Origin of the sequence: Bacillus cereus group sp. MYBK5-2, assembly GCF_051915685.1 — a bacterium.
In the GTDB taxonomy this organism is placed as follows: Bacteria; Bacillota; Bacilli; order Bacillales; family Bacillaceae_G; genus Bacillus_A; species Bacillus_A cereus.
Genome location: NZ_JBQAFE010000005.1, coordinates 44,421 through 68,205, shown reverse-complemented (window position 1 = coordinate 68,205; position 23,785 = coordinate 44,421). Strand labels below are relative to the sequence as shown.

Sequence of the window (23,785 nt, the reverse complement as noted above, 5' to 3'; positions counted from 1 at the left end):
AATTTAGTATCATGATTCAAGGTACTATTTCAAGTTGGACGGAGGATACTATGAGCTTATTAACAGTTGAAAAATTAGGACATACATTTGGTGATCGTACATTATTTAAAGATGTATCTATGCGATTATTAGCAGGTGAGCACGTTGGATTAGTTGGTGCAAACGGTGTTGGTAAATCAACATTCATGAATATCATTACTGGTCAGCTTATTCATGACCAAGGTCGTGTAGAATGGACACCGGGCACATATTACGGCTACTTAGATCAGCATACTGTTTTAACGCCTGGACGTACAATCCGTGACGTACTAGCGGATGCATTTTTACCGTTATTCGAAAAGGAAAAAGCTTTAAATGAAGTTACAGAAAAAATGGGAACTGCTACACCAGAAGAACTAGAAGAACTTCTTGAACAAATGGCAGAAATACAAGATGCACTTGAAGCAGGTGGTTTCTATTTACTAGATATGAAAATTGAAGAGGCTGCACGTGGTCTTGGAATTGATGCTATTGGTTTAGATCGTGATGTTTCAGCACTAAGTGGTGGACAACGTACAAAGGTATTGCTTGCAAAGCTATTACTTGAACAGCCAGAAGTGTTATTGCTTGATGAACCTACTAACTATTTAGACGTTGAACATATTCATTGGTTAACAAATTATTTGAAAGAATACCCACATGCATTCTTATTAATTTCTCATGATACAGAATTTATGAACAAATGTGTTGATGTTATTTTCCATCTAGAATTCACAAAAATGACACGCTATACAGCGACATATGAAAAATTCCTAGAACTAGCAGAAATCAATAAAAATCAACATATAAACGCTTATGAAAAGCAGCGCGAGTTTATCAAAAAGCAAGAAGACTTCATTGCAAAAAACAAGGCTCGTTATTCAACGACAGGTCGTGCAAAGAGTCGTCAAAAGCAACTTGATCGCATGGAACTTATTGATCGCCCAGAAACAGCAATTAAACCTGAATTCTCATTTAAAGAAAGTCGCGCAAGTAGTCGCTTCGTCTTTGAAGGTGAAAATGTAGAAATCGGATATACACATCCGCTACTACCAAAGCTATCAATGACGATCGAACGTGGTGAAAAAATTGCTATTGTTGGATGTAACGGTGTTGGTAAATCAACGTTACTAAAAACAATCTTAGGTAAAATTAAGCCTTTAAGCGGTAAAACAAGCCTTGGTGACTTCTTAGAGCCTGCATACTTTGAGCAAGAAGTTAAAGCTGACAATATAACACCAATTGATGATGTATGGAATACATTCCCTGGTTTAGACCAGCATCAAATTCGTGCGATGTTAGCAAAATGCGGATTAAAAAATGAACATATTTCTCGCCCATTAAGTCAATTAAGTGGTGGAGAACAAGCAAAAGTTCGTTTATGTAAGCTAATGGGTGAGGAAAGTAACTGGCTACTATTTGATGAGCCGACAAACCATCTTGATGTTACAGCAAAAGCGGAACTTAAGAAGGCTATGAAAGCATATAAAGGAACAATCCTCCTTGTATGTCACGAACCGGACTTCTATGAAGATTGGATTACAAAAGTTTGGGATGTTGAAGAATGGTCTCAAAATAGTAAATAGTCTTTAAGAAAAAACTCCTTGTGTAGACAAGGAGTTTTTTACTTATTTTTATTAAGAATTTTTTATATTGTAGTATCCTATAAGTCGTAATCGAAATTCTTTTAATTCCGGATACGCCTCTAAATTTGCTAACATACCTCTAATTACTGGAATTCTTGGATTAAGCAATCGTATTTCCGCCTCTAAAACATCTAACGTTACTAACAACTCATCATCCTCTAATTGATCAGCTAAACTACGCTTAAATACAATAATTTCTTTTAAAAAATGCTCTTTAACTTGTTCCTTAATAAGCTCTGATTTACAAAGGAATTCTCCAAGCTTTTCTTCATGTAAAATAGGTTCTTCCGAAGATTCTACCAAACCATCTACTAAATGATCTACTCTTTTTAAAATAAAAGCAGCGACATACGATAAATCAATTTCTGGTGCTTGTAAAATAATTAATTCTAAATAACCACGGCATATGCCTTCTACTATAATTACTAAATCCAATAAATATGGCATAACCTTTTCACCATAAATGGACAATAAACTATTCCGATAAAATGCATGAGACTCTAACTTCATCCGCATCATAAATTCTTCTACTTCTTTATTAAACGGAATTGCATTTTCTCTCGCATGCATAATAATAAATTCTTTATGCTTTTGTATATCATTAAACTGACAATGTAATTGTTTTGCAAATTTTTCACGTGGTAATAAAGACTCTTGTTCAATATCCAGCATTTTCTTTTGGATTTTGTCATAATAATATCGAAGTGTCGCTAATAAAAGCTCATCTTTCGATTTAAAATATAAGTAAAAAGCTCCCTTAGATATACCACTAGCTGTCACAATTTCCTGCACTGATGTCGCATTTACACCCTTAGTAGCAAATAACTTCATAGCCGATTCTATAATCAAACGCTCTTTTTCTTTCATATCTTCTCTCCTAAATTTAATCTCGCATCTTATTATAAATGTATTATACCATCTCTTTTTATTGACGATTGACCGAACGGTCAGTTATATTATGTATTAGACTGACCAGTTGGTCAATATAATAAAAAGGGAGCGCAAACATGAACAAAATCATCAATTTCTCGTTAAAAAATAAGTTCGCAGTTTGGCTACTAACCATTATTGTTACTATTGCCGGGATCTACTCTGGACTCAATATGAAGCTGGAAACAATTCCTGATATTACAACACCGATTGTGACAGTAACTACGGTCTATCCTGGTGCTACACCAGAAGAAGTAGCTGATAAAGTTTCAAAGCCGATGGAAGAACAACTACAAAATTTAAGTGGTGTTAACGTTGTGAGCTCATCATCTTTTCAAAACGCATCTTCTATTCAAGTAGAATACGATTTTGATAAAAATATGGAAAAAGCAGAAACAGAAATTAAAGAAGCTCTCACAAATGTAAAGCTCCCAGAAGGTGTTAAAGATCCTAAAGTTTCACGAGTAAACTTCAATGCCTTTCCTGTTATTTCGTTAAGCGTAGCAAGCAAGAATGAATCTTTAGCTACCTTAACTGAAAATGTAGAAAAGAATGTTGTACCAGGATTAAAAGGACTTGATGGTGTTGCATCTGTCCAAATTGCTGGCCAACAAGTAGATGAAGTACAGCTTGTCTTCAAGAAAGATAAAATGAAAGAACTAGGACTAAGTGAAGATACTGTAAAAAATGTTATTAAGGGATCGGATGTATCTTTACCACTTGGCTTATACACATTTAAAGACACGGAAAAATCAGTTGTTGTAGATGGCAATATTACAACGATTAAAGCATTAAAAGAACTTAAAATCCCAGCTATACCTTCCTCACCTAACGGTCAAGGTAGTCAAAATGCTGGCGCTGGTGCACAAACGCCGCAAATGAATCCAGCTGCTATGAACGGGATTCCAACAGTTACATTAGAAGAAATTGCTGACATTAAAGAAGTTGGGAAAGCAGAATCTATTTCTCGAACAAATGGAAAAGAAGCAATTGGAATTCAAATTGTGAAGGCCTCTGATGCAAATACAGTTGATGTTGTAAATGCAGTAAAAGATAAAGTAAAAGATCTTGAGAAAAAATATAAAGATTTAGAGATCATTTCAACATTCGACCAAGGTGCACCTATTGAAAAATCAGTTGAAACAATGCTAAGCAAAGCAATTTTCGGTGCTATCTTTGCGATCGTTATTATCATGCTGTTCCTACGAAATATTCGAACAACGTTAATCTCTGTCGTTTCAATACCACTTTCTTTATTAATTGCTGTTTTAGTCATAAAGCAAATGGATATTACGCTTAACATTATGACACTTGGAGCAATGACCGTTGCTATAGGCCGCGTTGTCGATGACTCAATTGTTGTTATTGAAAATATTTACCGACGTATGTCGTTATCAGAAGAGAAATTGCGCGGAAAAGATTTAATTCGTGAAGCTACGAAAGAAATGTTTATCCCAATTATGTCTTCTACCATCGTAACAATTGCTGTATTTTTACCACTTGGACTAGTAAAAGGTATGATTGGTGAAATGTTCTTACCATTTGCCTTAACTATCGTCTTCGCTTTATTAGCATCATTACTAGTAGCAGTTACAATCGTACCGATGCTAGCTCATTCCTTATTTAAGAAAGAGAGCATGAGGGAAAAAGAAGTACATCATGAAGAAAAACCAAGTAAATTAGCAAATGGGTATAAACGCATACTTGCATGGGCTTTAAATCACAAAATTATTACATCAAGTATCGCTGTCCTTCTATTAGTTGGTAGTCTTGCACTTGTACCAGTTATCGGTGTAAGTTTCTTACCTTCTGAAGAAGAAAAAATGATTATCGCAACATACAACCCTGAACCAGGTCAAACGTTAGAAGACGTTGAAAAAATTGCAACAAAAGCTGAGAAGCACTTCCAAAATAATAAAGACGTCAAAACAATTCAATTCTCATTAGGTGGCGAAAACCCAATGAGTCCTGGTCAATCAAACCAAGCAATGTTCTTCGTGCAATATGATAACGACACGAAAAACTTTGAAAAAGAGAAAGAACAAGTCGTTAAAGATTTACAGAAGATGTCTGGCAAAGGCGAATGGAAAAACCAAGACTTCGGAGCAAGTGGCGGTAGTAACGAAATTAAACTATACGTTTACGGAGATAGCTCAGAAGACATTAAGCCTGTTGTAAAAGATATTCAAAATATCATGAAGAAAAATAAAGACTTAAAAGATATAGATTCTAGTATTGCAAAAACGTATGCAGAGTACACTTTAGTCGCAGATCAAGAAAAGCTGAGTAAAATGGGCTTAACGGCTGCTCAAATTGGAATGGGACTTTCTAATCAACATGATCGCCCTGTTCTGACAACAATTAAAAAAGACGGTAAAGATATCAATGTATATGTAGAAGCTGAAAAACAAAATTATGAAACAATCGATGACTTAACAAATCGTAAAATTACAACGCCACTTGGTAATGAAGTGGCTGTGAAAGATGTTATGACTGTAAAAGAAGGTGAAACTTCGAATACAGTGAAACACCGCGATGGCCGTGTTTATGCAGAAGTAAGTGCAAAACTAACATCTGATGACGTTTCAAAAGCATCTGCCGCTGTTCAAAAAGAAGTAGATAAAATGGATCTTCCTTCTGGCGTAGATGTTTCTATGGGCGGCGTTACAAAAGATATTGAAGAATCATTTAAGCAACTTGGCTTAGCGATGTTAGCTGCGATTGCCATTGTATACTTCGTTCTTGTCGTTACATTTGGTGGTGCCCTTGCACCATTCGCAATTTTATTCTCGCTACCATTTACAATTATCGGAGCTCTTGTTGCCTTATTAATCTCCGGTGAAACATTAAGTGTGTCTGCAATGATTGGTGCGCTTATGTTAATCGGTATCGTTGTAACAAACGCAATCGTGCTTATCGACCGCGTTATTCATAAAGAAAATGAAGGACTATCAACACGTGAAGCTTTATTAGAAGCTGGTGCAACACGCCTTCGTCCAATTTTAATGACTGCAATTGCAACAATCGGTGCTCTTATCCCGCTTGCACTAGGATTTGAAGGTAGTGGCTTAATTTCTAAAGGACTTGGTGTAACGGTAATTGGTGGATTAACAAGTTCAACGTTATTAACACTTCTTATTGTTCCAATCGTTTATGAAGTATTAAGCAAATTTAAAAAGAAAAAAACAAAATAACAAAAAATAACCTCGCTAACTGCGAGGTTATTTTTTATTTCCAAACAAGATTAGGAAATCACCATAGCCTTCTTTCTCTAATTCCTCTTTTGGAATAAATCGAAGAGCTGCGGAATTAATACAGTAACGAAGGCCATTTGGTCCTGGACCGTCTGGAAATACGTGCCCAAGATGTGAGTCTCCTTCTTTACTTCTCACTTCTGTACGTGTCATATTATGACTCACATCCATCTTTTCTTTCACACTTGCTGACATAACTGGTTTTGTAAAACTAGGCCATCCACATCCACTATCAAATTTGTCTAGAGAAGTAAATAGCGGCTCACCTGAAACGATGTCTACATAAAGACCTTCCTCTTTATGGTTCCAATACTCATTTCGAAATGGTGGTTCTGTACCATTTTCCTGCGTTACATAAAACTGCATCTCATTGAGTTTTTCTTTTAAATGAGCATTATCCTTTGGCCAATGTTGCTTAATAAAAGCATCTCGTCCTGAGCCTTTACGATATAACTCATAGCGGAATGTGTTTTTCTTATGATATCCTTGGTGATATTCTTCAGCTGGATAAAATGTAGCTGCTGGTAGTATTTTTGTCGCAATTGGTTTTGAAAAGCGCCCACTCTGCTCAAGTTCTTCTTTTGAGGCTTCTGCTTTTTTATGTTGTTCTTCATTATGATAAAAAATCACTGTTTCATAAGACTGTCCGCGGTCGTGGAATTGTCCTCCAATATCGGTCGGATCAATTTGTCTCCAATATATATTTAACAATTCCTCATACGACATTTTATTTGCATCAAATGTAATTTGTACCGCTTCATAATGTCCTGTTGTTTCTGAGCACACTTCTTTATACGTTGGGTCCTCTTTATGACCGCCTGTATAACCTGAAATAACCTGTATAATGCCCTCCATCTCTTCAAATGGAGAAACCATACACCAGAAACACCCTCCAGCAAATGTAGCTAACTCTACCTTTTCATTTACAGCCATTCTTTCACCCCTATTCTATGTTCTTCTTACAGTATGGCATAAGGAACATCATGTTATAAAAGAAAAAGCATCGAACATCGATGCTTTTTCTTACTTCACTTTATTTTTTCCAACATCCTTCTCCATTTCATCACTTGTCACGTCTAAAACATCTAGTAAGAAAATGAAGATTGGAATACCGATAATCAGTCCCCATACACCTAAGAAGTGCTCTGAGAAAATTAATACCATAAAAGTATAGAAAATCGGTAAATTTGTTTTTTGCGACATAAACTTCGGATTTAATACGTAACTTTCAAGCGCATGAATCACTGTTACGATAACTAAAATATAAACAACGTACATAATACTGCCAATATTGTAAGCAATCATACAAAGTGGGAATAACGAAATGATAACCCCCGCTACTGGAATTAATCCAAGCAAGAAAATCATTAATGCTAAACCTAATAATTGCGGGAATCCTAATATCCATAATGCGATAACTGAAAGAACACAGTTAACAACAGCAATTAAAAATTGTGCTTCGATTACCTTTCCAAATGAACGTGCAAATTTCTTTCCGAAGTACTCAATTTCAGTATAGAAAATTGCAAGCCTGCTTTCTTTAAACTTTGCAGTAAAACCGACAATACGAGATTTTTCTAATAAGAAAAACAAACTCAAAATTAAAGAAAGTAAAACCTGAAGGCCAAATTTACCAACATTCGTAATCGATTTATACAAAATGTCTACGCCTTGTCCTACATATTTAGAAAGCTCCATATGATTGACAGCATTAACTGCATACTTAATTAGTTCACTATCTGGTGGGTTTCTTAAAAATACATTGAATTGGTAAATCAGTTGTGAAATTTGTATCGTCAATACTGGTAAATATTTAAATAGCGTAATAGCAATTCCACCAATTAACATTACATATAGAAATGCTATAATAATTTTTCGATTAATAGGCATGAAATGATCTAATTTGCGGGAAATAAACTTTTGGAATCGATCCATTAAATACGTGAGAATAAACGTAATTAATATTAAATTCAACATACTTTGCAGCCCGTATAACACGAGAGCAAGTATTACTAATACGAGTAACCTCTGAAATCCTTTACTTTGAAACAGGTTTTTTATTTGCATAATCGACGAATACTCTCTCCTGTCCTATAAACTAAAACGTTACTAAGTAGATTTCTCTCTCTTTTCTACTTTTAATTATTCATTCATATTAAGATTTTTATAAACTCATTATATGCCTACCTTAACAGGTATACAGTAGCTTACTTCTTATTTTACAATACAATGACCTAATTCAAAACGTATTCTACATAGTATTAATGAAGATTTAAGGAAACTTACATTTTTTTAAATAGGTCTTACCACTACTGTAACATAAAAAGCAAGCTATCAGTAGAAATCTGTCCTACAAATAGCTTGCTTTTCTTGTTTTTTAAGTAAGTTTTACTATCCAATGAATGGTATGAACATTGGGATGACAACTACTGTTACAACCCCAACTACCGTTACAGCAATACTTGCCATTGCTGCCTCTACCTCACCCATTTCAATTCCTACCGCAACTCCTAATGCATGACCCGCTGTTCCAAGTGCTAAACCTTTTGCAATCGGATGTTTCACTCTAAATGTTTTTAAGAATAATGCTCCTAATGCGTATACGATAACTGCGTTGAAAATAACTGCAAACGATGTAATTGCTGGAATACCACCAATACTTTCTGAAATTGGTAACGCAATTGCTGTTGTTGCTGCTTGTGGTAGCATTGAATTCATTACTGCTGTATCTAAACCGATTGCTTTTGCAACAATGAACACGACAATTACTGAGCAAATAGATCCAACCACGATAGCTGATAAAATTTGCCACCAATATTTTTTCAACTTATCAACTTGTTTATAGAGTGGGATAGCAAATGCAATGGTTGCTGGCTCTAAGAAGAAACTAATCATTTTTCCGCCAGTATTATATTCTTCAAAAGTAAAGTTACCTACCTTTAGAACGACAATCCCTAATACCATCGCTACGAATAATGGCGTAAATAGGAAGAACCCTTTTGAATGCTTGAATAATAATGTTCCGATTCCGTATGCGATTAATGAAACGACGATTCCGAAATATGGAGTCATTGTGCTTGCCATGTTCATTACCTCCTAACAATATATAAATGCAATGGTTACGCAACCTTTCCGTGCTTGCGTCCTTTATTTACTACTTTCAATTCTTTTGTATCTTCTGTTTCTTTTTCATCTTTTCCTAAAATAAATTGTGCAAATAACCCTGTTACAGCGAGTAAAATAACTGTTGCTACAACAATTACAGTTAAAATTTGTACAAAGTATTGCCCCATTACACCAAGAGAATTAATAACTGAAATACCTGATGGGACGAATAAGAATCCAATAATACCTGTTAAAGCTGTTCCGAGTGATTCAACTTGCTCCAATTTAATAACTTTTAAACATAATAGACTAAATAAAATAACTAACCCGATTACCGATGAAGGCATTGGAATTGGTAAATATGTTGCAATAATATTAGAAATTAACATAATAGCTGAGAATATGAATGCTTGTGATAAGAAACTATATACTTTTTTCGTACTCATTTTGGCCACCTCTTTCGATTTGGTACCTTTATTGTATAGGATAAAAACGTATAAGTAAGCGTTTACATAACAGAACGTCAAATATACAGAATCAGTTACAAATATAAAAGGATGAAATACAAAAGCTGCTTCTTAAATACGAAGCAGCTTCTTGAGTTCTTTTGCATATGTACGGCTAACAGGTACTTTCGATCCTTCTTTCATGATTAAATTATAAGTAGAATTAAACCATGGCTGAATTTCAGTAATATGATTAATATTCGCAATAAAGCTACGGTGTACGCGCATGAAGCTTGCTTGTGGTAACTTCCTCTCTAAAATTACAAGTGTATCATGTGTTACATACGTTTCCCTCATTGTTTTTACTGTTACTTTCCCATCTACAAGCCCTACATATATAATATCTTCAATATTCACAAGTACGATTGATTCTTCAATTGGTAATGCTAATTTATGCATCTCTGCTGTTACATCTGTCCCCTTTATTTCGTGCTTCGTTTCTATTTGCGCTTGTTTTTGTTTTTTATACTTCTTTAATGTCTGCACAATACGCTCTTCATCAAATGGTTTTAAAATGTAGTCTAACGCATCTACTTCAAATGCTTGCAGCGCATATTGATCATAGGCAGTAGCAAATACAATTGCAGGTGGATTTTTCATCTTCTTTAATATATTCGCGATTTCAAATCCGTTATCATCGGATAATTGAATATCTAAAAACACAATATCTGGTCTACTTTGCATTAGTTCTTCTAATGCGTCTTCCACACAATCAGCCTCACCAATTATCTCAACTTCTTTCGTTCTCTCTAATAAATACTTTAGTTCATCACGTGCTAACATTTCATCGTCAACTACTAGTACTTTTAACAATCTGCTCTTCCTCCCCTACTTTTTTTGGAATAACAAAAGTAATCTCTGTCCCCTCATTTAATTCACTTTCGATATGAAGCATCGTTTCTTTTCCAAATAATCCAATAAGACGTTCATTAATATTATATAAAGCTGTTCCAGTCCCTTTCTTTGACGAAACTACCATCTTTCCTAATTGTTCTAAACGTTCTTCCTCAATTCCCTGTCCATTATCTTTTACTTCAAAGTGAACCATACCCTCTTTTTCAAAAACATGCACTTCCACTTCGCATACTGGTTGCTTCTTCGGAAAAGCATGTCGCAATGCATTTTCAACCAATAGTTGAAGAACAAATGGTGGTACTAAAGTTGTCTTTAGCTCATCTTCAATATACATCTTTACCTCATACTTATTTGGGAACCTTGCTTGTTCTAGGGATAAGTATGCCTGTACATGGTTTAATTCTTGTTCTAGTGGAATCAATAACTGACGTGCCCCTTGCAAATTACAACGGAAATATACGCTAAGCTGTAATAATAACTTCCTTGCTTTTTCTACATCTGTTCGGCATAAAGCTGATACTGTATTAATCGCATTAAATAAAAAGTGCGGGTTAATTTGCGCTTGTAATGCTTTTATCTCCGCATCTTGAAGTAATTTACTTTGCAACTCAGCTTCTCCTAACTCTAACTGCGTGGAGAATATTTTTGCTAACCCTTCTGCTAATTCCTCTTCCACACGACTTAACTGGTTAGGATTTTTGAAATAGAGTTTTAATGTCCCTATCGTATTTCCATGCGAAGTTAGTGGAATTACAATCGCCGCTTGCAAAGGGCAGCCTTCATGTTGACAATTAATAACCTCACGTGATTTCGCTTTCATTATTTTCCCTGTGTTTAACACTTCTTTCGACAAACCGGTTATTAAACTATGTGAAGGAATATGGTGATCTGATGCTAATCCAACATGAGCTAATATTTTCTCTGTATCTGTTAAGGATACCGCATCTGTTCCTGTAAAACGGTGAATAATTTGTGCCACATGCTTACATGATTCTTCTGTTAAGCCTTGGCGGAAATACGGTAACGTTTTATCTGCAATACGTAATACTTTATGAGTCTGCAGTGCCTTTGCATTCTCCTCCTGACGCAAAATAGCTTGTATCATAGAAAGTAAAATAAAACTTCCAAAACTATTTACAAGAATCATTGGTATCGCTATTGTTTTCACAACGCTAATTCCATCCTCTATAATTAATAAAATCATAAGCATTTCTAAAGATACGATAAAAACACTTAAAACTGCTGAAAATTTAGGAGTAATTGTACGATTATATTTTTTGAAAATATATCCGATATAACCAGTTATAATCCCAGCTAAAATAGAAGAGATTGCGCAGCTTAGCGCTGTCGTACCACCAAGCATATAACGATGAATACCAGCAATAAATCCTACTCCAACCCCTACGATAGGGCCACCAAGTAAGCCGCTAATACCGACACCCATAATACGCGTATTCGCAATTGTACTTGACGAAGAAACACCTTGTAACCAGTTTTCATTCATAATCGTATTTCCTGCTATTTCAATCCCAGTGTAATTGCTTACAATTGTAAATACCGAAAAAATACAAATAAGCTTCAGCTTATCTACATAGCCATCCTGTTTATGAAGGAGGCGTCTGAAAGTTTTAATATGAGAGAGTAAAAATCCTAAAATAACTATAAGTCCGACTCGTTCAATCATCATGAGTACTAAATTTAGCATCTTTGATTCATTCCTTTTTATTTAGTTAGTTTTATTATGGGAAAATAATGAAGTCGGCGTCAAGAAGAACGAAATATTTTTTGAAATATTTTACACATAATAACTTCCTCTTTATTTGACAATACAATAGAAGAGTGCTAAAAATAAAGTAATATAATACAGTCCTTTAACCCAACCCCGTGAGGTTGAGAAGGAAGTCGGAATATAATATACGTATGTTCTTTTTGGGGGATACGTATGCTTTTTTGACCTTCTCATCATATCAGGTGAGAAGGCCTTTTGTTATTCTTCCATAGCGACTGTAGAAAATAAGGAGGAGTAATAATGAACGTCACTACTGATGTACAACAAATAACAGAGGAGACGAAAGCGAAAAGATATAAAACATTATTTGGTTCTGCGCTAGGATATGCAGCAGAAGGTTTAGATATGTTGCTATTATCTTTCGTACTTGTCTATATTTTAAAAGAGTTTCACTTAAGTCCTGTTGAAGGTGGAAACTTAACATTAGCTACCACAATAGGGATGTTAATTGGTTCTTATTTATTTGGATTTATTGCTGATTTATTTGGCCGTATTCGTACAATGGCCTTCACAATCTTACTGTTTTCACTAGCAACCGCACTCATTTATTTCGCAACAGACTACTGGCAATTATTAATTCTGCGCTTTTTAGTTGGAATGGGAGTTGGTGGTGAATTCGGAATCGGAATGGCCATCGTAACAGAAACATGGTCTAAAGAAATGCGCGCTAAAGCGACATCTGTTGTTGCACTTGGATGGCAATTTGGTGTACTGATTGCTTCACTCCTTCCAGCATTTATTGTCCCACACTTTGGATGGAGAGCCGTTTTCTTATTTGGATTAATTCCAGCTTTACTAGCTGTCTATGTCCGTAAAAGTTTAAGTGAACCGAAAATATGGGAGCAAAAACAACGCTACAAAAAGGAACTATTGCAAAAAGAAGCTGCAGGTAAATTAACAACTACTGAAGCAGAACAACTAAAACATATAAAAAAATTTCCACTTCGAAAGTTATTTGCCAATAAAAAAGTAACAATTACAACAATTGGTCTTATTATTATGTCGTTCATCCAAAACTTCGGATATTACGGAATCTTCACATGGATGCCCACTATTTTAGCAAATAAATATAACTATACATTAGCGAAAGCAAGTGGCTGGATGTTCATTTCTACCATCGGTATGCTAATTGGAATTGCAATCTTTGGTATTCTGGCTGATAAAATTGGTCGACGTAAAACCTTTGCAATCTATTATATTGGCGGTACAGTATACTGTCTCATTTACTTCTTCTTATTCACAGATTCAACATTATTATTATGGGGAAGTGCATTGCTTGGATTCTTTGCAAATGGAATGATGGGAGGATTTGGAGCAATTTTAGCTGAAAACTATCCTGCTGAAGCTCGCTCTACCGCTGAAAACTTTATTTTCGGTACAGGACGTGGGTTAGCTGGATTTGGGCCTGTTATTATTGGCTTACTCGCTACAGGTGGCAACCTACTTGGAGCATTGTCCTTGATTTTTATCATCTACCCAATCGGGTTAATTACAATGCTACTATGTGTACCAGAAACAAAGGGAAAAGTATTAGATTAAACGTAAAAGAGGAGGCATCTCATTTAAGATGCTTCCTCTTTTACGTTTTTATTTATTTTGATTTACTAGCCTTCTGAAATAAGAATGCAGTTTTATCTTCTTCTTTTACAATACCTTGTTTTAATGCTAATTCTCCCGCAACTTTAGGTGCTAACCATAGCATTGGGAATAACAAAATTGATACCGGAACTGCCGTCACCACGATAAACGATTGTAGCGCATTAATACTTCCTTCACCCATATATAAAAGAATTGCTGCAACTGCGCCCATAATAAGCGACCAAAAAATTCGCAAACTAATTCTAGGATCTCCGTCTCCAGTCACTGCCATGGAAATGGAATACGCCATTGAATCTCCTGTTGTCACTACAAATAAAATTGTTAATAAAAGAAATGCTGGTCCAATAATATTAGAAAGTGGCAATTGCTCTGTAATTGCAATCATAGCTGCCGGCATACCAGATTCACTTAATGCGTCCGAGATAGACCCAGGATTCATCAACTCATAAAACACGCCTGATCCACCTAATATAGTAAACCAAAACGTTGTAATAATAGGTGCGATAATTCCAATTGCAACGATGATTTCTCGAATCGTTCTCCCTCTTGAAATTCGACTCACTAAAATTGCCATCATTGGTCCGTATCCAATAAACCATCCCCAGAAAAAGATTGTCCAAGATCCTAACCAACTTGTATCACCACGGTATGTGCTCATCGGTATAAACTCATTTACATAAAATCCAAACGAAGAAACAAACGAATCAATAATAAATCCACCTGGCCCAAATAGTAATATGAATGCCATTAATACAATTGCTAATCTAACATTTAAATTACTTATAATTTGAATCCCTTTATCAATACCTGTTACTGCCGATATGGTAGACACGGCCACCACACAAACAATAATTGCTAATTGAGTAGTAAACACATCAGAAATTCCAAATAATTCTTGTAATCCATAACTTGCTTGTAAACCTAAAAATCCAATTGGGCCAATTGTACCTGCAGCTACTGCAATAATTGCAGCTGCATCAATTATCGTTCCAAGCAGGCTCTTTCTTAATTTTTCCCCAAAAATAGGATATAAAAGTGTTCGAGGTTTTAGCGGCATATCTTTATGATAATGTCCATACATCATAACTACCGCACTAATTGTACCTAAAATCGTCCATGCTAAAAATCCCCAATGCATATAACTTTGTGCTAAAGCAGGCATGACTGCTTCTTTCGTTCCAGCAGATATACCATCATGTATTGGTGGCACCGTCATCAAATGATACATTGGCTCTGCTGCTGCCCAAAAAACGCCACCTCCAGCAAGTAATGTAGACATAATAATAGCAAGCCATTTTGCCGTACTAATCTCAGGTTTTTCTAATCCCCCAAGCTTAACTCTCCCATATTTGGAGAAAGCCATACACATCGCAACAATAAATGTACCTAATAATAAAACTTGCCAGAAGGCACCGAAATATTTAATTGAAAAAGCGAAACTTTTATTAATCGCACTCTCTACATAATCCTTGTTCAAAAAAACTGCAATTACAAATAATAAAAGTGAACCACCACTAATAATAAATACAGGCCAATCAATTTTTCGACTCTTCATCCTCATTTATACTTCCTCCTTCCTCAGCAATCTAAAAAAACAACTTTATTATGTTTTATTGTTTAAACCTAAAAACATAATAATTATATATGCATAACATTTTATCGACTTCCCACATACTTATGTTGTCCCTAAAAATATGCCAAATCCCTTATTAAAAAGAAAAATCCTCTTCCTCTTACATAAAAAAGCAAAACAAAAGACCTTATATTTCTATAAGGTCTTCGAAACAGAAATTTGATTATAACATAAGGTACTCCTTGGTTCAAAAAGCCTCTTCCAAAAATAACCGAGAGTAAAGGCTTCCATTTGCTACATAACAGTAATTAAAAAAAATTATATTTCACAGAAAAAACCTACACTAAATATTATTTATGAAAGAAATTTGGCTTCAAAATTTCATTCGGATACGGTTTATGATAAATGTGAGTGGTAGCTGGAGATAATGGCGGAATAAGCCATACCCAATTACCTGTTACAACACGACCACAAGCAGCTTCTTGCTTCTCAAATTGCTGAAATTGTTGTGCAGCAGTATGGTGATCAACAATACTAACTCCTTGTTTTTTAAAGGAGTGTAGTACGGCAATATTCAACTCAATTAGCGCCTTATCTTTCCATAAGGTACCGTTTCTCGATGTATCTAAATCCATCATCTCCGCAACAGCCGGAAGTAAATTATAACGATCATGATCTGCTAAGTTGCGCGCCCCAATTTCTGTTCCCATATACCATCCATTGAACGGAGCGGCTGTATAAGAAATACCGCCAATTTCTAAACGCATATCTGAAATCATTGGAACACCATACCATTTTACTCCAAGTGATGAAATAGGGTATTCTGGGTGTTCAATTGGCACTTCTTTTACTTCTTCTCTCGGAATTTCTTTATATGTAGGCGCCTTCCCGTTTATAGAGAACACAAGTGGCAATACATCGAAATTCGTACCTTCTCCTTGCCAACCAAGCCCCTGACAAAAGTCCGTAAATGTAGCGGAATGAGAATCACCAATCACTCCCGTTTCTGTTTTATATCCTGCATATCGAATCAATTGGTGATTATAAATTCTTATATTATTTTCTTCACCTTGATATTGCTTAAAAATCGTAATGGTTGGTTTAACTTTCCCGTCGTTCGTTGCATATTTAATATGATGAATTAATGCATTATATACACCCTCTTCATCATTTACTTCGCGCGCATCTAATATGTGCATCTTACTCCAAAATAGTCTTCCAATACATCTATTACTGTTACGCCATGCCATTCGTGAACCATGAACAAGTTCTTCAAATGTATGCTCATATGTCCCTGTCTTTTCTATCTCAATTTGAATTTCTTTTATACGTTCTTCTATCAATTGTTCTTTATGAAGCTCCTTATAACAAATCGTAATAAAATTACTTGCTTCCTCTATTAATTGTTTCGTTTTACTCATAAACAATCTCCTTCTATTTCAACAAAACCCTGCTACTTTACAGTATAAGCAAAAAGGATAGGAGTCACAAATGAAAGTGAGAGTGTTACTTTTATTGTAATATTTTTCAGAAAATTAATGGACTTACTATTGACTTATATGGAAAATGGGTGTATTTTTGACTCAGGTAAAGTGTTTTTACCTAGACCAACTTTTTAGATAGAAAGGAGGTAATGTTATGTCTTCATTTCAATTGCCAAAGCTTTCATATGACTATGATGAACTAGAGCCACATATTGATAGCAATACACTTTCCATTCATCATGGAAAGCACCATGCGACATACGTAAACAATTTAAATGCTACTTTAGAAAATTATACTGAATTACATAATAAATCTTTAGAAGAATTGCTATGTAATTTAGATGCTTTACCGAAGGAAATTGTTACAGCTGTACGAAATAACGGTGGTGGTCACTATTGTCATAGTCTTTTTTGGGAAGTGATGAGCCCACGAGGTGGCGGTGAGCCTAATGGAGACGTTGCAAAAGTAATTGATTATTATTTCAATACCTTTGACAACTTAAAAGATCAACTTTCCAAAGCAGCTATTAGTCGTTTTGGAAGTGGCTATGGATGGCTTGTTCTTGACGGTGAGGAACTCTCTGTTATGAGTACACCAAATCAAGATACGCCTTTGCAAGAAGGGAAAATCCCCTTACTCGTAATTGATGTATGGGAACATGCTTATTATTTAAAGTATCAAAATAGGCGCCCAGAGTTTGTTACCAACTGGTGGCATACAGTAAACTGGGACCAAGTAAACGAGAAGTATTTACAAGCAATTCAATCACAAAAACATTAGTCGTACGTATAAGGTAAATTTGGTAATGTAAAATCAGTATTGTCGAAATCCTCCAGAATCCCCCGGATTGCCACCGGGGGATTTATGATTACTTCATTGTATTTATATAATGTTTTAAAACATTTTTCATTTCTAGTTTCAGCTCTCGGAACAAAAATCCGAATTCACGAGCCTTTCCATTATGTAATGTACAGTTAGTTACCTCATTATAAGGAGCTATATTTTCCCCAGCTTTCTGAATGAGTGCTTTTATTCCTGTCTTCTCTTCTATGAAATGAATAATTTCTTCCGTAGAAACTACCCCGTTACTACAGGCGTTAATTGGCCCTTTCACATTTTCCATTCCGCACCAAGCTAGAAACTCTCCTGCCTCTTTTTCATGTATAAATGACAAAGTTCCATCTACATGATCCACAACGATAGGTTTTTGGTTCACAATACATTCAACGTAAAATTGTAACCTTTTCGTATAATCGTTTTCTCCAATAACAACTGGAAAACGAACTGCAACAACTGGGAATGTTGCTTGTTGAAATACAACGGCTTCAGCTAATCTCTTTCCTTCACCATAATTGAAGTCATTCCTATCTCCATACGCGATTGCATAATCGTGCGGATTAAAGTCTTCTTCTGATAAGCTTAGGGCAGGTTCATAGACGGCCATTGAAGATGTCATAACATATTTCTTCGTTTTCCCTCGTAACACTTCACATATTATCTTCGCTGCATTCGAGCTATAGCATAAATTATCGTATACAATATCATAACTTTTTCCTTCTAGACGCTTTTCTAGTAGCTTTCCATCTTCTCTATCAATAATTATTCTTTTTACTGCGCTACCAAAAGAATCTTCAGTAACTCCCCTCGTCGCAATCGTTACATCGTGCCCCTCTTGCAAAAGTGCTTCTACTAAATGTTTACCAAAAAATCTTGTTCCCCCTAGCACCAATACTTTTTTCAACTTCATCATCCCCATTTTAGCAAATTGTAAAATACTACCTCTCTATTATAAGTGCCAACATATAAAAAGCATGGAATTCGTTTAACGATTCCATGCTTTTCTACAGAAAATATATTAACGTACTCGATATTTATAAATACAATAACAGAAGTACAAAATAGAAATTACTGATACATAAACCCATAGTTCATATACAAATCCCTCTCCCCACACTCCCATAAAATAAAAGAGTGAAGGTAAAGTCAATGTTACCCATGATTGTACGAAGGCAATCCTTCCAAGATATTGATTAATGTTCTTCTTTTGTGTATTTAATACAAAGAATAAATACCAAAGTAATGCCCACATAAACCACGTTAACGCATTAACAACATCATGGAATTGAACAAATGAAACAACCATATAGAATAAGGCTATAATTGCTACCCAAATACAAAACCATCCTAGACCACTACTATCCATTCCTTTTATAAAAGTAACACCTACATATAAATAAGTTAATCCAAATAAGAAAGTAGCCGCATATGAATACACTGTCCAATTGCTTTGGTCAGAAATCATGATCAAATAAAACGGAATAATAATTTGTAGTGCACCCACAAACAAATTAAAAACACCCGCACTTTTCATCTCTGCTTTCCCTAATATAACAAGACTATTTAAAAATAAAGCTGCCCCTGAAAGTAATAATCCTACATAACCCATATATATTCGTGTGAAAATCTTTACCTTTCACACTTTTAACCTCCCCACACTATAAAGTGATACTTATATTATTTTTCTTCCCATTTAAAACTACATACATAATTTTTCATCCAAATAAGTCAGACCTCCTACCTCAAAAAAGGAGTGAACTTAAAACGCTTTCAATAATAAATAATCCTATCAAAACATGAACTAGGATTCCTTGATTATAAACGGACTCTAGCAATGATACAAGTGTTGGAATACATTTCAATAATACGCTTTCAATTCCCATAAAAAATTAATAAAATAATACATTACTCTATCTCATTCTACTACCTTCTAGCATAAGATATTGTAAAATCATATCATTTAAAACAGCGAACGTTCTTTTCTAGGTTCGCTAATAAACTTAGTAGAAAATGAATATAAAAAATGACCTCTTGCTTTTATGCAAAGGTCATTTTTTATATTCATCATTAAACTTCTAAATAGCCATTTTTATTATTTGATTGCCATTTCCAAGAGTCAGCACACATTTCTTCTAATCCGCGTGTTGCCTCCCAGCCTAATTCACGCTTTGCTTTCGATGCATCAGCAAAACATACTGCCACATCACCTGGGCGACGCTCTGTAATTTTATAAGGAACTTTCTTGCCCGAAACTTTTTCAAATGCTTCAACCATCTCTAGTACACTATAGCCCATGCCTGTGCCCAGGTTATAAGCATCTACTCCTGTTGTACTCAGTACTTTCTCAAGCGCCTTTACGTGACCATTTGCTAAGTCCACAACATGGATGTAATCACGGACTCCTGTTCCATCTTTCGTTGGATAGTCATTTCCGAATACGCTTAATTCTTTTAACTTACCTACCGCTACTTGCGTTACATATGGCATTAAGTTATTTGGGATTCCATTTGGATCTTCTCCGATACGCCCACTTTCGTGTGCACCAAATGGATTGAAATAGCGAAGTAATGCGATACTCCATTCTGCATCTGCAAATGCTACATCACGCATAATTTGCTCAATCATTAATTTCGTTTGACCATATGGATTTGTTGCACTTAATGGAAACTCCTCGGTAATCGGTGACGTTTCCGGGATACCATATACAGTTGCAGATGAACTAAAGATTATCTTCTTTACATTATGTTTCTGCATTACTTCACATAGCACTAACGTGCTTGTAATGTTGTTATGATAATATGTTAATGGAATCGCTACTGACTCCCCTACAGCTTTAAATCCTGCAAAGTGAATAACTGCTTCAATTGAATTTTCTTCAAAAATTGCGTCAAGCGCTTCGCGATTTAAAACATCTTCTTTATAAAACTTAAATTGTTTTCCTGTTATTTCTTTTACTCGATTTATAGATTCTACCGAGCTATTCGAAAGATTATCCACTACTATAACTTCGTAACCGCTATTTAGTAATTCTACACATGTATGACTACCAATATATCCTGCTCCACCTGTTACAAGTATTGCCATAATTATAGTCCTCCATATTTCATTCATTATAAACTTCTCAAAGTATATCACATATTTCTTATCCTATGTTTAACATGCGAACACAGAAACTTACATTTTATCCCATAATAATTTTATAACATATACGATTCTAATCAGGTAATAAAAAAATGCCACATAATTTTTATTATGTGGCATTTTTTTATTAAATTACGTAACAATATACACTTAGAAAATGCGCAAGACTACCTAATAATACAAAAACATGAAAAATTTCATGATGCCCCATATATTTAAACTCTAACCATTTTGGCTTTGTTCCATAAATAAATCCACCAATTGTATAAAAAATGCCACCAAGTACTAAGAAAATAATGCCTCCTGTACTTAAATTCTCAGCTAACGGCGCAAAGAATAAAACAATTAACCAACCCATCGTAATATAAATTGCTGTCGATAACCACCTTGGACAATTAAACCAAAACATTTTAAATACAATGCCACAAATCGCAGTTGCATAGACTAAACAAAATAATAGCAAACCACTTGCTGAATTTAATGTAATTAAGCAAAAGGGTGCATATGTACCTGCAATTAATATAAAAATCATAGAATGATCTAGCTTCCTAAAGAAGTATATAACACGTTCATTGGCCACAACACTATGATATACAGCTGACGCCGTATAAAGGACCATCATTCCAATACCAAACAAAATAACAGCTGTAATTGCAGCAAATGATGGCATCTTGATAGAAACTTTCACAAGCATAGCTAATAACGCAATAAATGATAATATCGCTCCACCTAAGTGAGTAAATGCATTAACTGGTTCCCTTACATAAGCATTCATAATAACACCCCTCATATAATTACATGTAGTTTTAATAACTACATGTAATTATATACACATTTCTTTTTAAGGTCAACATTTACAATTCATTTGTTTCGTAATACCATATTTAAAGATATATTAAACATTAAGTTCCACTAAGTTATAAAAGTGAGGGATTCTACGTGGAAAATATAAATGAATTACTTAAGACATTACATTTAGAAAAAAACATTAAACTTGAGGATATTCCAAATGTTGACTTATATGTAGACCAAGTTGTCCAACTATTTGAGAATACTTATGCAGATACAACGAGAACTGATGATGAAAAAGTATTAACAAAAACGATGATTAATAATTACGCAAAAGGGAAACTATTCATCCCTATCAAAAATAAAAAGTATTCAAAAGAGCATATGATTTTAATTAGCCTAATTTATCAATTAAAGGGAGCTCTCTCCATTAACGACATAAAAAGTTCATTAGAAACTATAAATGACTCCTTATTAAATGATGATTCATTCGAATTAAATACGTTATACAAAAATTATCTTGCTCTTACTGAAAGCAATGTCGAAAGCTTTAAACAAGACGTAAATAACCGTGTTACAGAAGTAAATGAGATTTCTTCCTTAGAAGATACAAAGCTAGAAAAATTTCTACTACTAACATCCTTCGTGACTATGAGTAATATGTATAGACGTTTAGCGGAGCAACTAGTGGATGATTTAAAAGAATCATAAATAAAAAACTATCCACCTATTAAAGTGGATAGTTTTTTATTTACTTAATTGCTTCATGAACTTTTAGTTGTTTCCCTTTAATCGTTGTAGTCTTCATGACTTTCAAGACAAGTGGTCCTTTTCCATTTAATATTTCAACGTAAGAAACATTATCTTGTATCGTAATAATACCTATATCTTCTGCTGTAACACCTTTAATTTTAGCAATTGTACCGACGAAATCTACCGCCCTAATTTTCTTCTTCTTCCCGCCATTAAAGTACAGCTTCATAATGCCTTTGTTGATATCTGCATTTTTATCTTTCTTTATAATTGGTTTAGCATGTATCTTTTCTTCAAATGCAGCTTTCTCTTTCATAACTTCTTCTTTTGAAGGTCCAATTGCCTTTGGAATTTCAAATCCAATATACTCCTCAATCTCTTCTAAAAATCTATTTTCATATGGTGTTATAAATGTAATAGCTTTTCCACTATTTCCAGCTCGTCCCGTTCTTCCAGTACGATGTACGTAGCTTTCTTTTTCAAGTGGAATATCATAATTAATAACATGTGTAATATTATCAATATCAATTCCTCTCGCAGCTACATCTGTTGCTACTAAATAACGGAATTTTCCTTTTCTAAAATCATCCATGACTTCAAAACGATCTTCTTGTACCATACCACCATGTATTTTGTCACAAGGATAGTTAGCTCGTTTTAATTGTCTATATACATGATCTACATTTTCTTGTGTACGGCAGAAAATAATACAGCTATCAGGATTCTCAATCGTTGTTACATCTTTAAGTAGTGAAAGCTTCTCGTCTTCTATCACCTCAAAAAGAGTATGTTCAATTTTATCCGTCGTAATCCCAGCTGCTTTAATTTCAATATGAATTGGTGAATTCATATATGTACGAGACAATTTCTCAACATCTTCTGGAAGTGTTGCTGAAAATAACATCGTCATTCTTTTTGTAGGTAATTCATCAATAATTGCCTCTACTTGATCGATAAAGCCCATATTTAGCATCTCATCTGCTTCATCAATAACTAAATACTTCAAACACTCTAAAGAAAGGGTACCCTTCTCAATATGATCCAACACACGACCAGGAGTCCCAACTACAATATGTGTCTTTTGCTTTAATTCTAATTTTTGACGTGCAAATGGAGATTTCCCATAAACTGCCGCAGCCTTAATCCTTTTGAATCGACCTATATTTGTAATATCTTCTTTTACCTGTACCGCAAGCTCTCTCGTTGGTGTTAAAACTAATGCTTGTGGTTTATTCTCTTCCCACTCCACCATTTCACAAAGTGGAATACCAAATGAAGCTGTTTTTCCACTTCCAGTCTGGGACTTCACAACAAGATCCTTCTTTTGTAATGCGACTGGAATAACCTCACCTTGTACTTCTGTTGGATGATTATAACCTAAACCATTAAGTGCTCTTATAATTTCTTTACTTAATGTATACTCAGCAAAGCTTCTTTTACTCATGTACTAACCTCATTTTATTCTTTATTTAATAATTATATTTTTTATTCTCCTACACTTAATT

General features: G+C 34.6%; 19 protein-coding genes. 5 read left to right on the top strand and 14 right to left on the bottom strand.

What is annotated here, in order from left to right; translation table 11 throughout:
- The first annotated feature begins 50 nt into the window (after positions 1–50).
- Complete coding sequence (locus ACTFP3_RS18205; RefSeq protein ID WP_440011027.1) at positions 51–1,604, top strand: ABC-F family ATP-binding cassette domain-containing protein; 1,554 nt, start codon at positions 51–53, stop codon at positions 1,602–1,604.
- A 51-nt stretch (positions 1,605–1,655) separates the two neighbouring features.
- On the opposite strand, the gene ACTFP3_RS18200 is transcribed toward ACTFP3_RS18205, so the two are convergent.
- On the bottom strand, positions 1,656–2,531 hold the full coding sequence (locus tag ACTFP3_RS18200) for a TetR/AcrR family transcriptional regulator (protein ID WP_000659645.1): 876 nt from the start codon (positions 2,529–2,531) through the stop codon (positions 1,656–1,658).
- A gap of 140 nt (positions 2,532–2,671) precedes the next feature.
- Between ACTFP3_RS18200 and ACTFP3_RS18195 the strand changes: the two genes are divergently transcribed.
- Positions 2,672–5,788 carry an efflux RND transporter permease subunit gene (locus ACTFP3_RS18195; protein ID WP_070758279.1) on the top strand — a complete coding sequence of 1,039 codons (3,117 nt, stop codon included), beginning with the start codon at positions 2,672–2,674 and terminating at the stop codon, positions 5,786–5,788.
- Between the two features lie 27 nt (positions 5,789–5,815).
- Here ACTFP3_RS18195 and msrB read toward each other — a convergent pair whose 3' ends face one another.
- The 6 genes from msrB to lytS form a co-directional block, all read right to left on the bottom strand.
- The gene (gene msrB / locus ACTFP3_RS18190; protein ID WP_000290174.1) at positions 5,816–6,781 is read right to left on the bottom strand and encodes a peptide-methionine (R)-S-oxide reductase MsrB; all 966 of its coding nucleotides are present in this window, start codon (positions 6,779–6,781) and stop codon (positions 5,816–5,818) included.
- Positions 6,782–6,871: 90 nt separating this feature from the next.
- Complete coding sequence (locus ACTFP3_RS18185) at positions 6,872–7,915, bottom strand: AI-2E family transporter (protein WP_326035747.1); 1,044 nt, start codon at positions 7,913–7,915, stop codon at positions 6,872–6,874.
- Between the two features lie 324 nt (positions 7,916–8,239).
- Positions 8,240–8,932 carry an antiholin-like protein LrgB gene (lrgB, locus tag ACTFP3_RS18180; protein WP_326035746.1) on the bottom strand — a complete coding sequence of 231 codons (693 nt, stop codon included), beginning with the start codon at positions 8,930–8,932 and terminating at the stop codon, positions 8,240–8,242.
- A gap of 35 nt (positions 8,933–8,967) precedes the next feature.
- Positions 8,968–9,399, bottom strand: a complete 432-nt coding sequence (gene lrgA / locus ACTFP3_RS18175; protein WP_059304286.1) for an antiholin-like murein hydrolase modulator LrgA — start codon at positions 9,397–9,399, stop codon at positions 8,968–8,970.
- 132 nt (positions 9,400–9,531) lie between these two features.
- Positions 9,532–10,272 (bottom strand): LytR/AlgR family response regulator transcription factor, encoded by a 741-nt coding sequence (locus tag ACTFP3_RS18170; RefSeq protein WP_075676724.1) that lies wholly within the window; start codon positions 10,270–10,272, stop codon positions 9,532–9,534.
- Positions 10,250–12,019 (bottom strand): two-component system sensor histidine kinase LytS, encoded by a 1,770-nt coding sequence (gene lytS, locus ACTFP3_RS18165; RefSeq protein ID WP_000933589.1) that lies wholly within the window; start codon positions 12,017–12,019, stop codon positions 10,250–10,252. The genes ACTFP3_RS18170 and lytS overlap by 23 nt, the downstream gene beginning before the upstream one ends.
- 324 nt (positions 12,020–12,343) lie before the next feature.
- Between lytS and ACTFP3_RS18160 the strand changes: the two genes are divergently transcribed.
- Positions 12,344–13,642, top strand: coding sequence for an MFS transporter (locus ACTFP3_RS18160; RefSeq protein ID WP_440010942.1), 1,299 nt, complete (start codon positions 12,344–12,346; stop codon positions 13,640–13,642).
- A gap of 52 nt (positions 13,643–13,694) precedes the next feature.
- Here ACTFP3_RS18160 and ACTFP3_RS18155 read toward each other — a convergent pair whose 3' ends face one another.
- Positions 13,695–15,263, bottom strand: a complete 1,569-nt coding sequence (locus ACTFP3_RS18155; protein WP_440010941.1) for a BCCT family transporter — start codon at positions 15,261–15,263, stop codon at positions 13,695–13,697.
- A 362-nt stretch (positions 15,264–15,625) separates the two neighbouring features.
- Complete coding sequence (locus ACTFP3_RS18150; RefSeq protein WP_000047627.1) at positions 15,626–16,696, bottom strand: nitric oxide synthase oxygenase; 1,071 nt, start codon at positions 16,694–16,696, stop codon at positions 15,626–15,628.
- A 217-nt stretch (positions 16,697–16,913) separates the two neighbouring features.
- Between ACTFP3_RS18150 and sodA the strand changes: the two genes are divergently transcribed.
- Positions 16,914–17,540 (top strand): superoxide dismutase [Mn], encoded by a 627-nt coding sequence (gene sodA, locus ACTFP3_RS18145; protein ID WP_000094037.1) that lies wholly within the window; start codon positions 16,914–16,916, stop codon positions 17,538–17,540.
- Between the two features lie 88 nt (positions 17,541–17,628).
- On the opposite strand, the gene ACTFP3_RS18140 is transcribed toward sodA, so the two are convergent.
- The 4 genes from ACTFP3_RS18140 to trhA all read right to left on the bottom strand — a co-directional run bounded on the left by ACTFP3_RS18140 (position 17,629) and on the right by trhA (position 21,513).
- Positions 17,629–18,516: an NAD-dependent epimerase/dehydratase family protein gene (locus ACTFP3_RS18140; protein WP_103597579.1), complete on the bottom strand. Its 888-nt coding sequence runs from the start codon at positions 18,514–18,516 to the stop codon at positions 17,629–17,631.
- A gap of 99 nt (positions 18,517–18,615) precedes the next feature.
- Entirely contained in the window at positions 18,616–19,206 is a 591-nt protein-coding gene (locus tag ACTFP3_RS18135; protein ID WP_000542569.1) for an AmiS/UreI family transporter, read from the bottom strand.
- Between the two features lie 458 nt (positions 19,207–19,664).
- Complete coding sequence (gene galE, locus ACTFP3_RS18130; RefSeq protein ID WP_000996548.1) at positions 19,665–20,681, bottom strand: UDP-glucose 4-epimerase GalE; 1,017 nt, start codon at positions 20,679–20,681, stop codon at positions 19,665–19,667.
- Between the two features lie 184 nt (positions 20,682–20,865).
- Entirely contained in the window at positions 20,866–21,513 is a 648-nt protein-coding gene (gene trhA, locus ACTFP3_RS18125; RefSeq protein WP_000995363.1) for a PAQR family membrane homeostasis protein TrhA, read from the bottom strand.
- 164 nt (positions 21,514–21,677) lie between these two features.
- Here trhA and ACTFP3_RS18120 point away from each other — a divergent pair, with 164 nt between their 5' ends.
- The gene (locus tag ACTFP3_RS18120; RefSeq protein ID WP_000427884.1) at positions 21,678–22,238 is read left to right on the top strand and encodes a DUF1836 domain-containing protein; all 561 of its coding nucleotides are present in this window, start codon (positions 21,678–21,680) and stop codon (positions 22,236–22,238) included.
- A 40-nt stretch (positions 22,239–22,278) separates the two neighbouring features.
- On the opposite strand, the gene ACTFP3_RS18115 is transcribed toward ACTFP3_RS18120, so the two are convergent.
- The gene (locus ACTFP3_RS18115; protein WP_000044733.1) at positions 22,279–23,724 is read right to left on the bottom strand and encodes a DEAD/DEAH box helicase; all 1,446 of its coding nucleotides are present in this window, start codon (positions 23,722–23,724) and stop codon (positions 22,279–22,281) included.
- Between the last annotated feature and the right edge of the window lie 61 nt (positions 23,725–23,785).